The organism is Citrobacter sp. Cb031, from assembly GCF_030336725.1.
GTDB lineage: Bacteria > Pseudomonadota > Gammaproteobacteria > Enterobacterales > Enterobacteriaceae > Citrobacter > Citrobacter braakii.
In genome coordinates this window covers 190,202-203,856 of record NZ_JAOWDA010000026.1, presented here as the reverse complement: position 1 = coordinate 203,856, position 13,655 = coordinate 190,202, and the positions used below count along the sequence as shown (strand labels likewise).

General features: G+C 52.7%; 16 protein-coding genes. 3 read left to right on the top strand and 13 right to left on the bottom strand.

The window, feature by feature from the left end:
- Positions 1–47 precede the first annotated feature (47 nt).
- From pgpA to nrdR, 6 genes are all read right to left on the bottom strand, one after another.
- Positions 48–566: a phosphatidylglycerophosphatase A gene (gene pgpA / locus OGV93_RS12250; RefSeq protein ID WP_016152036.1), complete on the bottom strand. Its 519-nt coding sequence runs from the start codon at positions 564–566 to the stop codon at positions 48–50.
- Complete coding sequence (gene thiL / locus OGV93_RS12245) at positions 544–1,521, bottom strand: thiamine-phosphate kinase (protein WP_287109604.1); 978 nt, start codon at positions 1,519–1,521, stop codon at positions 544–546. The genes pgpA and thiL overlap by 23 nt, the downstream gene beginning before the upstream one ends.
- A 77-nt stretch (positions 1,522–1,598) precedes the next feature.
- Positions 1,599–2,018, bottom strand: coding sequence for a transcription antitermination factor NusB (gene nusB / locus OGV93_RS12240; RefSeq protein ID WP_000801129.1), 420 nt, complete (start codon positions 2,016–2,018; stop codon positions 1,599–1,601).
- A gap of 19 nt (positions 2,019–2,037) precedes the next feature.
- A complete protein-coding gene (gene ribH, locus OGV93_RS12235; RefSeq protein ID WP_016152034.1) occupies positions 2,038–2,508 on the bottom strand; it encodes a 6,7-dimethyl-8-ribityllumazine synthase in 471 nt (156 codons plus the stop codon).
- A gap of 86 nt (positions 2,509–2,594) precedes the next feature.
- Positions 2,595–3,698, bottom strand: a complete 1,104-nt coding sequence (ribD, locus tag OGV93_RS12230; protein ID WP_287095545.1) for a bifunctional diaminohydroxyphosphoribosylaminopyrimidine deaminase/5-amino-6-(5-phosphoribosylamino)uracil reductase RibD — start codon at positions 3,696–3,698, stop codon at positions 2,595–2,597.
- Positions 3,699–3,701: 3 nt separating this feature from the next.
- Positions 3,702–4,151 (bottom strand): transcriptional regulator NrdR, encoded by a 450-nt coding sequence (gene nrdR, locus OGV93_RS12225; RefSeq protein ID WP_016152032.1) that lies wholly within the window; start codon positions 4,149–4,151, stop codon positions 3,702–3,704.
- 153 nt (positions 4,152–4,304) lie between these two features.
- Here nrdR and OGV93_RS12220 point away from each other — a divergent pair, with 153 nt between their 5' ends.
- Complete coding sequence (locus OGV93_RS12220) at positions 4,305–4,844, top strand: SadB/YajI family lipoprotein (protein ID WP_029139433.1); 540 nt, start codon at positions 4,305–4,307, stop codon at positions 4,842–4,844.
- A gap of 298 nt (positions 4,845–5,142) precedes the next feature.
- The gene (locus OGV93_RS12215; RefSeq protein ID WP_003021561.1) at positions 5,143–6,006 is read left to right on the top strand and encodes a nucleoside-specific channel-forming protein Tsx; all 864 of its coding nucleotides are present in this window, start codon (positions 5,143–5,145) and stop codon (positions 6,004–6,006) included.
- A gap of 45 nt (positions 6,007–6,051) precedes the next feature.
- Here OGV93_RS12215 and OGV93_RS12210 read toward each other — a convergent pair whose 3' ends face one another.
- The 7 genes from OGV93_RS12210 to queA all read right to left on the bottom strand — a co-directional run bounded on the left by OGV93_RS12210 (position 6,052) and on the right by queA (position 12,768).
- Entirely contained in the window at positions 6,052–6,744 is a 693-nt protein-coding gene (locus tag OGV93_RS12210; RefSeq protein ID WP_287109603.1) for a helix-turn-helix transcriptional regulator, read from the bottom strand.
- A gap of 23 nt (positions 6,745–6,767) precedes the next feature.
- Positions 6,768–7,133: a VOC family protein gene (locus OGV93_RS12205; RefSeq protein WP_016152028.1), complete on the bottom strand. Its 366-nt coding sequence runs from the start codon at positions 7,131–7,133 to the stop codon at positions 6,768–6,770.
- Positions 7,134–7,302: 169 nt separating this feature from the next.
- Entirely contained in the window at positions 7,303–8,274 is a 972-nt protein-coding gene (gene secF, locus OGV93_RS12200; RefSeq protein WP_003021550.1) for a protein translocase subunit SecF, read from the bottom strand.
- A gap of 10 nt (positions 8,275–8,284) precedes the next feature.
- Positions 8,285–10,132 carry a protein translocase subunit SecD gene (gene secD / locus OGV93_RS12195; protein WP_003021547.1) on the bottom strand — a complete coding sequence of 616 codons (1,848 nt, stop codon included), beginning with the start codon at positions 10,130–10,132 and terminating at the stop codon, positions 8,285–8,287.
- A 27-nt stretch (positions 10,133–10,159) separates the two neighbouring features.
- Positions 10,160–10,492 carry a preprotein translocase subunit YajC gene (yajC, locus tag OGV93_RS12190; protein ID WP_003021544.1) on the bottom strand — a complete coding sequence of 111 codons (333 nt, stop codon included), beginning with the start codon at positions 10,490–10,492 and terminating at the stop codon, positions 10,160–10,162.
- A gap of 22 nt (positions 10,493–10,514) precedes the next feature.
- Positions 10,515–11,642, bottom strand: coding sequence for a tRNA guanosine(34) transglycosylase Tgt (tgt, locus tag OGV93_RS12185; RefSeq protein WP_003021535.1), 1,128 nt, complete (start codon positions 11,640–11,642; stop codon positions 10,515–10,517).
- Between the two features lie 55 nt (positions 11,643–11,697).
- On the bottom strand, positions 11,698–12,768 hold the full coding sequence (gene queA, locus OGV93_RS12180; protein WP_003021529.1) for a tRNA preQ1(34) S-adenosylmethionine ribosyltransferase-isomerase QueA: 1,071 nt from the start codon (positions 12,766–12,768) through the stop codon (positions 11,698–11,700).
- A gap of 217 nt (positions 12,769–12,985) precedes the next feature.
- Between queA and acpH the strand changes: the two genes are divergently transcribed.
- Entirely contained in the window at positions 12,986–13,567 is a 582-nt protein-coding gene (gene acpH / locus OGV93_RS12175) for an ACP phosphodiesterase (RefSeq protein ID WP_016155851.1), read from the top strand.
- The last annotated feature ends 88 nt before the right edge of the window (positions 13,568–13,655 follow it).

The window sequence follows — 13,655 nt, the reverse complement described above, 5'->3', positions numbered from 1 at the left end:
GTTTCCAGGCCGGATAAGGCGTTTACGCTGCCATCCGGCAAGCCCATTTAAATGATACCTACCGGCCAGTGATGGCCGATAAAATACAAAATTCCGGCGGAGAGTATTCCGGCCACAATATCATCAATCATGATCCCCGTACCGCCATGCACGTTGCGATCGAACCAACGGATCGGCCACGGCTTCCACATATCCAGAATACGGAAAATCACAAATCCGGCGGCGACCCACTGCCAGTCGTGGGTCGGCAGCGCCATCAGGGTTATCCACATCCCGACAAACTCGTCCCAGACAATGCTACCGTGATCGTGCACGCCCATATCTTTCGCCGTTTGATGGCACAGATAAACGCCGATACAGATAGACAACATGACCACCAGTGAATACAGCTGCCACGGCAGAAACGTCATTAAATACCAAAAAGGGATCGCCGCCAGCGATCCCATCGTGCCTGGAACAATTGGGCTCAGCCCGCTGCCAAAACCGGTGGCCAACAGGTGCCACGGATTGCGCATACTCAGGCGGCTTTTGGCGACATCTTTTTTAAGGCGCGGCAAAATGGTCATATCCTTTCCAGTCGAACGTGACGGGTTTTCCGTCGCGCGTAAAGTGAATGCCTTCCACGTCCGCGCTCATCTGCCCAATGCAGGTAAACGATGCGCCGAGATTCCCCAGCGCCACGTCCAGTGCGCCACAGTTAATTTCCGGTACGGTAAAGCATAACTCATAATCTTCACCCCCCGAAAGCGCCCAGCGCAGGGCTTGTTCCGGCTCAACGTGTTGGGCAAATGCCGTAGAGTATGGCAACGCATCGACGTTAACCCGCGCCCCACAGCCGCAGGCATTGACGATATGCCCCAGATCGGAAATCAGGCCGTCGGAAATATCGATAGCCGCACTGGCCAGATCGCGCAGGGCTTGTCCCTGCAAAATACGCGGTGTTGGACGCAGATGACGTTTAAGCAGATAATCTGCGTCTTTTGCATCTGCCACCTGCAAGCGATCCTGCAAAATCGCCAGCCCGGCCGCGCTGTCGCCCGGCGTACCGGTCACATAAATCCAGTCCCCCGGTTTCGCACCGGAGCGTTTTAAGGCCCGTCCAACAGGGACGTAGCCGTGGATACCCAGCGTCATCGACAGTGGCCCACGCGTGGTGTCACCACCTATCAGCTGCATATCATAGTAATTGAGGAGTTCAAACAGGCCATCACTGAAGGCTTCAAGCCAGGCTTCATCGACGTCAGGCAGCGTGAGCGCCAGCGTCAGCCACGCAGGATCGGCTCCCATCGCCGCCAGATCGCTCAAATTCACCGCCAGCGCTTTCCAGGCGAGATCGGTGGGATCAATGTCGGGGAGGAAGTGGTTGCCTGCCACCAGCGTATCGGTGCTGATCGCCAGCGTCTGTTTTTCAGGGATGTTCAGAAGTGCGCAATCGTCACCAATACCGGTTTCGACATCAAGACGAGACGTTCTTACGCGGTCAAAATAACGGGCAATCAGGGAAAATTCGCCGCATGCCATACGTTATGCCTCAGCAGAAAAAAAAGAAAAAGCCGGGGGCAGCGGAAACAAGTTCCACCATCCAGCCGGCCTCGGGATTACTTTTTGTTGGGGCGAATCACAGGTGCTGCTTTATCCAGTACGCCGTTCACGAATTTATGGCTGTCTTCAGCGCCGAAGGTTTTCGCCAGTTCAATCGCTTCGTTGATGGCCACTTTGTACGGCACATCACTACGTTTAGACAGTTCAAACAGCGCAATACGCAGCACGGCTTTTTCTACCTGACCCAGCTCTTCCAACAGACGAGACAGATAAGGCTTCATTAATCCATCCAGGTACGCGCTGTTAGTCGCCACCCCGGACAGCAGTTCACGGAAATACAGAACGTCGACATCTTTCACGTCCTGTTCCGCCAGGAACTGGTATTCAACATCAGCGATGTCGTTCTGGGACAACTGCCAGGAGTAGAGCGCCTGGACGGCACACTCACGGGCGCGGCGACGAGCAGCAGGTTTCACGGATTTCCCCTTACAAAAATCAGGCCTTGATGGCTTTCAATACATTAATCATTTCAAGTGCAGTCAGTGCAGCTTCTGCGCCTTTGTTGCCAGCTTTAGTGCCAGCACGTTCGATGGCTTGTTCAATACTTTCGGTGGTCAGAACACCGAAGGCTACCGGAATGCCACTGTCCTGAGCGACATGCGCCAGGCCATTACTTGCACCGCCAGCCACATATTCGAAGTGCGCGGTGCCACCACGAATCACCGTACCTAACGCAATCACCGCGTCGTATTTACCGGATTTTGCAAGTACCGAGGCTGCCAGCGGCAGCTCATACGCGCCCGGAACCCAAACGACGGTAATGTTTTCATCTTTAACCTGACCAATACGTTTCAGGGCGTCGATCGCACCTTCCAGCAGGCTGTCATTGATAAAGTTGTTGAAACGCGCAATGGTGATGGCGACGCGAGCGTCCGGGGTAGCAACGTTAGCTTCAATAATGTTCATATTCTTCCTTCGGATTCACTGGACCCCGCAGGGGGGCGGATTTTATCATAATAATCTGTGCGCTGCTTCCCTTTCGAACCGGGAGATCATGCGCCCACTAAATGCAGGCAAAGGTCCGGACCTACATGGCGTATTTCGTTGAATTTGAAATGGGGGGCGTCAGCCAGTTTCTCAAGGCCTGGAAGCACACATAATCCTCGTGCATCGCTGCCTAACAGTTTAGGCGCAACATACACGATTAGCTCATCGACCAGTCCGGCCTGTAATAACGCGCCCGCAAGCGTTGGACCTGCTTCAACCCAAATGCTGTTAATTTGCTGCTTGCCCAGTTGCATCATCAGCACCACCAGATCCAGATGCCCGTTATGTTCCGGCACCTTCAGGCTGCGCACCGTCTCCGGCCAACTACGAGGATCATCTTTTGTCCGGGCAATCCAGGTTTCTCCAGGCTGTTGCACAATACGGTGTTCCGGCGTGACCTGATTCTGGCTATCAACAACAATGCGGATAGGCTGGCGCATATTTTCCTGCGGGTAACTCGCCTGGGTTGACTCCCCAAGTTCCGACCAACGCACGGTAAGCTGAGGGTCGTCAGCCAACACCGTAGCGCTGCTGGTTAAGATGGCATGGCTTTGCGCCCGTAATCGTTGCACATCGCGACGCGCCTGCGGCGAGGTTATCCACTGGCTTTCACCACTGGCCATCGCCGTACGCCCATCAAGCGACGCACCAAGTTTAAGCTGCACGTAGGGGAATCCCGTACGCATACGCTTGAGAAAGCCTTTATTAAGCTGCTCAACCTCGCTCATCATCAGCCCGTGACTGACGTCAATGCCCGCCTGCTGCAAACGGTAGAGACCACGACCTGCTACCTGCGGATTGGGATCCTGCATCGCTGCAACCACACGTGACACGCCTGCGGCAATCAGCGCATCGCAGCACGGGGGTGTACGACCATGATGGCTGCAGGGTTCAAGCGTTACATAGGCAGTCGCCCCTTGCGCTTTTTCTCCAGCCATGCGCAGAGCGTGGACTTCGGCATGCGGTTCGCCCGCGCGGTGATGATACCCTTCACCGACGATCTCCCCATCTTTGACAATCACGCAGCCCACGTTGGGATTGGGGTGAGTGGTAAAACGTCCGCGCGCAGCAAGCTTCAGCGCGCGCGCCATGTACAATTCATCCTGCATGGCTTAGTCCTGTAGGCGAGCAATCTCTTCGCCAAATTCTTTGATATCTTCGAAACTCCGGTAAACCGAGGCAAAGCGGATGTAGGCGACTTTATCGAGTTTTTTCAACTGCTCCATCACCAGGTTGCCGATCATCTTGCTCGGCACCTCACGCTCGCCAGTCGCACGCAGTTGTGATTTGATATGGTTCAACGCCATTTCGACGTCATCTGAGCTGACCGGACGTTTCTCAAGCGCTCTGAGCATGCCGCTGCGCAGCTTATCTTCATTAAAGGGTTCACGCACATCGTTGCTTTTCACAACGCGTGGCATGACAAGTTCAGCCACTTCAAAAGTGGTGAAACGTTCGTTACAGACCAGACACTGCCGACGGCGGCGTACTGAGGAGCCCTCGCCTACAAGACGAGAGTCAATTACCTTAGTGTCTACGGCGAAACAGAATGGGCAATGCATACGGCGTCCTGTCCTCAGTGGTTAACAGAAATCTATTTTACCCTGAACTGGCGTGACAACAAAGGCGCAGCGCTTTTGAGACAAAGGATCGATGCCTTCGTGCTCGGTGCGCACTACCATTATGCTATCGCGACAATGAAGGAAGTAATCACAATGACAAGACGTTACCTAAGAATTCTCCTGGTGGGAAGTCTCTTTAGTCTTAGCGCATGCGCACAGCAAAGCGAAGTACGCCAGATGCATCAAAGTGTTAGCACGTTGAATAAAGAGATGACACAGCTAAATCAGGAAACGGTAAAAATTACACAACAAAATATGTTGAATGCCAAATCAACCAGCGGAGCCTATCTGCTGCCGGGTTCCAATACACCAGCCCGACTGGACAGCCAGATTGGCATGTTACGGATGTCACTTGTCAATATTGCGCCGAACGCCGACGGCACGCGGCTCACATTACGTATTCAGGGTGAATCTACTACGCCTTTACCCGCCTTTAGCGCCACCGTCGAGTATGGACAAATTCAGGGCACCACGGATAACTATCAGGAAGCGAACGTTCAGAACCAGTTGGTAACGGCCCCGGCAAGTATCCTTGCTCCCAGCGACGTAGACATTCCGCTGCAGATAAATGGCCTCTCTCCGGACCAGTTAGGATTTGTTCGTATCCACGACATCCAGCCTGTTAATCAATAAACTTTTTTGCGGGACGTTTTGTGCGTTCCGCAACATCACTCCGGCCCGTTTTGTTACTCACCTGACATAACCGATATTTCTGGTAAAACTTGGCAACATTCATGGGAGCCAGTACAATTCGCCGCCTAAAGTAAGCAAACGTGAACGCAATCGATTACGTAAATGATAGAACTGTGAAACAACACATATTTTTGTGAACAATGATTTTTATAATAGGCTCCGAAGAAACACGAAATATTTAGAAACGCAATTTGCGCCTTTTTCACTCCCGAAAGGGATTTCAAACAGTGGCATACATATGAAAAAAACATTACTTGCAGCCGGTGCAGTGCTGGCGCTCTCCTCGTCTTTTACTGCCAACGCTGCAGAAAATGACAAACCGCAATATCTGTCCGACTGGTGGCACCAGAGCGTCAACGTAGTGGGAAGCTACCACACCCGTTTCTCCCCGAAACTGAACAACGACGTTTATCTGGAATACGAAGCGTTTGCCAAAAAAGACTGGTTTGACTTCTATGGCTACATCGATATTCCGAAAACCTTCGACTGGGGTAACGGCAACGATAAAGGCATCTGGTCTGACGGTTCCCCGCTGTTTATGGAAATCGAACCGCGTTTCTCCATCGATAAACTGACCGGTGCTGACCTGAGCTTTGGTCCGTTCAAAGAGTGGTATTTCGCCAACAACTACATCTACGATATGGGTGATAACAAAGCCAGCCGCCAGAGCACCTGGTATATGGGTCTGGGTACCGATATCGATACCGGTCTGCCGATGGGTCTGTCCCTGAACGTGTATGCTAAATACCAGTGGCAGAACTATGGCGCATCCAACGAAAACGAGTGGGATGGCTACCGTTTCAAAGTGAAATACTTTGTGCCGATCACCCAGGTTTGGGGCGGCCAACTGACCTACATCGGCTTCACCAACTTCGACTGGGGCTCCGATTTGGGTGATGATCCGAACCGCACCAGCAACTCTATCGCTTCCAGCCACGTCCTGGCGCTGAACTACGATCACTGGCACTACTCCGTAGTAGCGCGTTACTTCCATAACGGCGGCCAGTGGAAAGGTGGAGATACTCTGAACTGGGGCGAAGGCGACTTCAGCGCGAAATCTACCGGTTGGGGTGGTTACCTGGTCGTAGGTTACAACTTCTAATCCTGCCAATTTATCGCAGACAAGCCAGCTTAACCGCTGGCTTTTTTATAGCTGGTCTTCACAGCGTACTTTACGTAAAAAATCACTTAGCGAGCGATCTGCAGATTCACGAAAATGCCTGTCGAGCGGCGTGATCTTCAGACAACGATCAACGCGAAAGCAGCGATAATCGTTACGTTTCTCGCACCAGGCAACCAGCAACCAGTGCTCACCCCAGAAAAATAACCCCAGCGGCTGAACGTCGCGCCAAGAGAGATTCCCGGACTCGTCGCGATAATGCAGCGCCAACACATGCTGCGCCGAAACCGCGCGATGTAAGAGATCAAAAGCACTGCGTGAATGCGGCTGATTGCCAAAATCTGGCGCGAAAACCCGCGTTTGCTCGGCTCTGCGCCGACACTCTGGCGGCAATATCGCCAGCACTTTTTCCTGCGCGGATTCCAGCGCCTGTGAGAGTGAATCCCCGCCCCATGTTTTCAGCAACCGAATCGCTACCATTAACGCTTCTGATTCGCGATGCGTTAACATCAACGGCGGCAGATCAAACCCCGCCATTAAGCGGTATCCACTGCCCACTTCACCTTCAATGGGCACGCCGGATAAAGAGAGATCGCGGATATCGCGATAAATCGTCCGTTCAGAAACCTCAAGACGTTCTGCCAGCAGCGCCGCCGTTGTCACTCGCCTGCCACGCAGGATTTGTACAATCTGAAACAAGCGGTCGGCGCGTCTGGTCATTTTAATCCTCAGTCCTGAAAATATTACGCGGGTTGATGTAAACCAACGCGATTGCCTTCGCTGTCAGTAAACAGCGCAATAGTGCCAATATCCTGCCCCAGTTCGAGCGGACCAAACACGCACTGGCCGCCAGCGGTGGCGACGCGTTTAAGCGTTGCAGCCAAATCGTCCGTATGCAGATAAATAATAGCGCCCTGCGCTGAAGGCGTAATACCGTCAAATTTAGCCAGCGCCCCGCCGGGAGCGGGATCCTGATGTGGAAATACGGCCAGCTCCGCGCTGTCCATATTCTCACGACGCAAAGAAACCTGCATCACTGGCTCATAAAAAGCAATGGCGCGCTCCATTTGTGCCACGGGGATTTCAAACCAGCTAATTACGTTATTCATACTTCCTCCTGCCTGTGTGGGTAATCTCAGAAGGACTATAAGACAGGGCTACTGACAGCATACTGTCAGTAGTATGGCGACCGGAAAAGATAATGGACTGCTAGCAAATCGCAGGCAAAAAAAATCCCGACCTTGCGATCGGGATTCCAGTATCTTCACTCTTAATAGTTTAAGGCAGAATTGACGGTTGATCCGCCCCTTCTTTCTCAACCTTCTGCTGCAGCATGTGCTCACGCTTCATACCCAGCTTCAGCGCCAGCGCCGATGCTACGTAGATAGAAGATGCAGTACCGATGGAAACACCGATCAGCATCGTCAGCGAGAAGCCTTCCAGTACCGGACCACCGAACAGGAACAGCATCAGAATAACCATCAACGTCGTACCGGACGTAATCAACGTACGGTGCAGCGTCTGAGTCAATGACACGTTAAAGATTTCGTAAGGCGTACCGCGACGAATTTTGCGGAAGTTTTCACGAATACGGTCAGATACGACGATACTGTCGTTCAGCGAGTAACCGATTACCGACATCAACGATGCGACGATAGTCAGATCAATCTCGATATGGAACAACGACAGGATCCCAAGTGTGATAATCACGTCGTGCGCCAGAGCGATAACTACCCCTGCCGCCAGTCGCCACTCAAAGCGGAAACCGACGTACACCAGGATGGATATTAACGCCGCCATCAGCGCCATTGCACCGGTTTGCGCCAGGTCTGCACCCACGCTCGGACCCACGAATTCAATTCGTTTCACCGCGGCGTTTTGGTTGGTGGATTCGTTAATCACACTCAACACTTTGCTGCCCAGTACCTGACCGCCGTCTGCGCCTTCAGTTGGCGGCATACGCACCATAATGTCGTGGCTGCTGCCGAAGTTCTGCAGAAGCGGATCAACAAAGCCCGCTTTCTCCAGCGCATCGCGCATCACGTCCATATCGGCCGGTTTTTCCAGCGTGATTTCAATTACCGTACCACCGGTGAAATCGAGACCCCAGTTAAACCCGCGTACGCCCATCACCACGATGGCCGCAATCAGCAGGAAACCTGAAATGCCGAAAGCCCAGTAGTCCCAGCGCATAAAGTCCCAGACTTTACGGCCGTGGTTCAATTGTTCAACAGTATATTCCTGTGCCACTTCGCACTCCTCAGATTGACAGCTTTTTGACGCGCTTGCCGCCATACAACAGGTTTACGATGGCACGTGTACCGACAATCGCGGTAAACATCGACGTCGCCACACCAATACCGGTAGTAATCGCGAACCCTTTAATTGCCCCGGTGCCAACTGCGTACAGGATAATGACCTTAATCAGCGTCGTAATGTTCGCATCAAAGATGGAGCTAAATGCACCCGCATAACCTTCATTGATGGCCTGCTGCACCGAACGCCCGTTACTCAACTCTTCTTTGATACGTTCGTTAATCAGTACGTTCGCATCGACCGCGACGGCAAGGGTTAAGACGATCCCCGCAATCCCCGGCATACTCAGCGTAGCGCCCGGCAGCAGCGACATAATACCGACAATCAGTACCAGGTTAGCAATCAGCGCACTGGTCGCGATCAGACCGAACTTCTTATAGAAGAAGATCATGAACAGAATAGACACCACCAGACCGGCCAGACACGCTTCCAGACCCTGTTTAATGTTCTGCATACCCAGGGTAGGACCGATGGTACGTTCTTCAACAATCTGAATCGGCGCAATCAACGCACCGGCACGTAACAGCAGAGAAAGCTGACGCGCTTCGTTCGGGTTGTTAATACCGGTGATACGGAAGCTGTTGCCCAGGCGAGACTGGATGTTAGCGATGTTAATCACCTCTTCCTGTTTCACCAGCACTGCGCGACCGTTGGCATCTTTTTTACCGCTGTCTTTGTACTCCACGAACAGGGTCGCCATCGGCTTACCGATGTTGTCCTTGGTGAAGTTGGACATGATGTTACCACCCGCGCTATCCAGCGAGATGTTAACCTGCGGCTGATTGTATTCGTCCTGGCTGGAAGTGGAGTCGGTGATATGATCACCGGTCAGGATCACGCGTTTGTACAGCACAACCGGCTGACCTTCACGAGACTGTTTCACTTCCGAATCACCCGGTACACGCCCGGATGCCGCAGCAGACTGGTCAACGTTGGTGTTCACCAGACGGAATTCCAGCGTCGCGGTAGCGCCCAGAATTTCTTTCGCACGCGCGGTATCCTGAATGCCTGGCAGTTCGACCACAATGCGGTCAGCACCCTGACGTTGGACCACCGGCTCAGCAACACCCAGTTGGTTAACACGATTACGCAGAATGTTGATGTTCTGCTGTACCGCGTACTCACGGGCTTCGCTCAGGCGCGCATCGGTCATCACCGCACGCAGAGCATTGCTGCCCTGGCTGGAAATAACCAGATCCTGGTGACGCTTGCTCAGGTAAGAGATAGCTTCATCACGAGCGCTGCTATCACGGAAGGTGATGCTCAGACCATAGTTATCTTCTTTGCGAACGGTAGTATAAGGAATGCCTTTTTCACGCAGATCGCTGCGCAGGCTATCGATATTTTGTTCCTGCAACTTACTCAGCGCGGTGTCCATATCCACTTCCATCAGGAAGTGAACGCCGCCACGCAGGTCAAGACCGAGTTTCATCGGTTCTGCGTGAATGGCTGCCAGCCAGCGTGGAGTTGCCGGTGCAAGGTTAAGCGCCACGACGTATTGATCGCCCAATACGCCCATTAACACTTCACGAGCGCGCAGTTGGGTATCAGTGGAGTCGAAGCGCGCAAGAATAGCACCCTCTTCCAGAGCCACAGACTTAGGTGTGATTTTATCTTCTTGTAACGTTTTCTGGACCTGGATCAGCGTTTGCTCACTGGCGGCGGCACCGCGCACGCCAGTGATTTGAACAGCCGGATCCTCACCATACAGGTTGGGAAGCGCATAGAGCAGACCGACGACAATAACGACGATCAGCATGACATACTTCCACAAAGGATAACGGTTTAACACGGCAGTTCCCTTTGGGAAAACAATAAATTACAGCGCCTTCATGGTGCCTTTCGGCAGAACGGCAGCTACGAAATCACGTTTAATAACCACTTCAGTGGTGTCGTTCAGCGCGATAGCGATGTAGCCAGATTCTGCTACTTTGGTCACGCGACCCACCAGACCACCGTTAGTCAGCACTTCATCGCCTTTCGCAATGGAGTTCATCAGATTTTTGTGTTCTTTGGTGCGCTTTTGCTGCGGGCGCAGGATCATGAAGTAGAAAATCAGACCAAACACCACCAGCATCAGAATCAGAGACATCGGGCTGCCCTGCGCCGGAGCACCTGTTGCCGCTACCGCATCAGAAATAAAAAAGCTCATTCAAATTCCCTCATTATTAAAATTAATCAACGTTCACAGGTGGAACTGGTCTACCCTGACGTTGGTAAAAATCGGTCACGAAGCTCTCTAATTTACCCTCTTCAATAGCCTTGCGTAAACCCGCCATCAAACGCTGGTAGTAGCGAAGGTTATGAATCGTGTTGAGTCGCGCGCCCAATATTTCGTTGCAACGGTCGAGATGATGCAAGTAAGCGCGCGAATAATTGCGACAGGTGTAGCAATCACACTCAGCATCGAGCGGACTGGTGTCGCTTTTATGTTTCGCGTTACGAATTTTTACCACGCCGTCAGTCACAAACAAATGACCATTACGGGCATTTCGCGTTGGCATCACGCAGTCAAACATATCGATACCGCGACGTACGCCTTCAACCAGATCTTCTGGTTTGCCGACGCCCATCAGGTAACGAGGTTTATCTGCCGGAATCTGTGGGCATACATGCTCCAGGATGCGGTGCATATCTTCCTTCGGCTCACCGACAGCCAAACCGCCGACAGCGTAGCCATCAAAACCGATGTCTACCAGACCTTTAACGGAGATATCACGTAAATCTTCGTAAACACTGCCCTGAATGATGCCAAAAAGCGCATTTTTGTTGCCGAGGCTATCAAAACGATCCCGACTGCGCTTCGCCCAACGCAGAGACATCTCCATCGAGCGTTTAGCATAGTCCCAGTCGGCCGGATACGGTGTACATTCGTCGAAGATCATGACGATATCGGAACCGAGATCGTATTGAATCTCCATTGATTTCTCGGGATCGAGGAAAATCGGATCGCCGTTGATCGGGTTACGGAAATGCACGCCCTGCTCGGTAATCTTACGGATATCACCCAGGCTGAAAACCTGGAAGCCGCCGGAATCGGTGAGGATTGGCCCTTTCCACTGCATAAAATCGTGCAGATCGCCATGCAGTTTCATGATTTCCTGTCCCGGGCGCAGCCACAGGTGGAAGGTGTTACCGAGGATAATCTGCGCGCCAGTTGCTTCAACTTCTTCCGGCGTCATGCCTTTCACGGTGCCGTAAGTACCGACCGGCATAAAAGCAGGTGTTTCTACTACGCCACGATCAAAAACCAGGCGGCCGCGGCGAGCGCGACCGTCTGTGGTATCCAGTTCAAATTTCATCTTAACTCCTGCGTCAGAAAAACAGTCCGACGTTTTAAATACTCATATCGCGGATTTATTCCCCGACACGCTCAGAAATAGCCTGCGGATTGTACGTGATAAACATCGCATCACCGTAACTAAAAAAGCGATATTCCGCTTTTACAGCTTCATGATAGGCGTGCATGGTGTTTTTATAACCAGCAAACGCGGAAACCAGCATGATCAGCGTTGATTCCGGCAGGTGGAAGTTGGTTACCAGGGCATCAATCACCTGATATTTATAGCCAGGATAAATGAATATTTGCGTATCGCCGAAAAACGGCTCGATAAGGTCGTTTTTGGCCGCCTGCGCCGCGCTTTCCAGTGAACGTACGGAGGTGGTGCCCACCGCAATCACGCGGTTGCCGCGCGCTTTCGCCGCCAGCACAGCATCAACGACATCCTGCGGCACTTCCGCATATTCGGAGTGCATGATGTGATCTTCGATGGTGTCTACGCGCACCGGCTGGAAAGTCCCCGCGCCCACGTGCAGCGTGACGAACGCCATTTCAATGCCTTTATCGCGCAGCTTAGCCAGCAGCGGATCGTCAAAGTGCAGACCCGCAGTCGGCGCGGCGACCGCACCCGGTTTTTCGCTATACACGGTCTGATACAGCTCGCGATCGGCATCTTCATCCGGACGGTCAATATACGGTGGCAGCGGCATATGGCCGATGGCGTTAAGGATATCCAGCACGCTGCGCTCGTCGTTAAACTCGACTTCAAACAGCGCGTCATGGCGTGCCACCATCGTTGCTTTAATACTTTCGTCGTCGCCCAGCAGCAGCTCGGCCCCCGGCTTTGGCGCTTTCGAGGCGCGAATATGCGCCAGAATACGTTTGTCATCCAACATACGCTCGACCAGCACTTCGATCTTGCCGCCGCTGGCTTTACGGCCAAACAGACGCGCCGGAATAACGCGGGTGTTGTTAAAGACCAGCAAATCGCCAGGGTTGAGCTTATCGAGCAAATCGGTGAAAGTACCGTGCGTCAGCGCGCCCGTCGGCCCGTCCAAAGACAGCAAGCGGCAACTACTGCGCTCAGCTTGCGGATAGTGGGCAATCAGGGATTCGGGTAGTTCAAAGGTGAAATCGGTAACGCGCATGACACTGACTCAGACTAAAATAAGAGGCGGGTAGTCTAGTGCCGGGGCGTCCTCCCTGCAACCTTTACCCCTCAAGTTAAAAGACATAATCTATACACAAAATCATTCAAGATGCATCGAGGCGGCAACTGAATGAGTCCCCGGGAGCTTACTCAAGTAAGTGACAGGGGTGAGAGAAGGCAGCCAACAAAGAGGCAGTTTGAAGGATGAAGTGGATATGAATTTTCTTGCACATTTGCATCTGGCTCACCTTGCCGACAGCTCGCTTTCCGGCAATTTGTTGGCCGACTTTGTCCGGGGCAATCCGGAAACGCACTTTTCGCCTGACGTGGTAGAAGGCATCTTCATGCACCGTCGTATCGACGTGATGACCGATAACCTGCCGCAGGTGCGTGAAGCCAAAGAGTGGTTTCGCAGCGAAACGCGCCGTGTCGCGCCGATTACGCTGGACGTAATGTGGGATCATTTTCTGTCGCGCCACTGGTCGGAAATATCCCCCGACTTCCCGCTGGCGGACTTTGTGCGCTATGCTCGCACCCAGGTGACCACTATTTTGCCTGAATCGCCACCGCGCTTTATCAATTTAAACAACTATATATGGTCAGAGAAATGGCTTGAGCGCTATCGGGACATGGATTTTATCCAGAACGTCCTGAATGGCATGGCCAGCCGCCGCCCACGACTCGATGCCCTGCGTGACTCATGGTATGACCTGGATACGCATTACGATGCGTTAGAGGAACGATTCTGGCAGTTTTATCCGCAAATGATGGAACAGGCGCAGCGTAAAACCCTTTGACTACAGCCCGTATTAGCCGCCGGATAAGCAGTAGCCGCCATCCGGCAAAAGATTGATAGACAAAACCTGTCTCATTGATTGCCAGCGC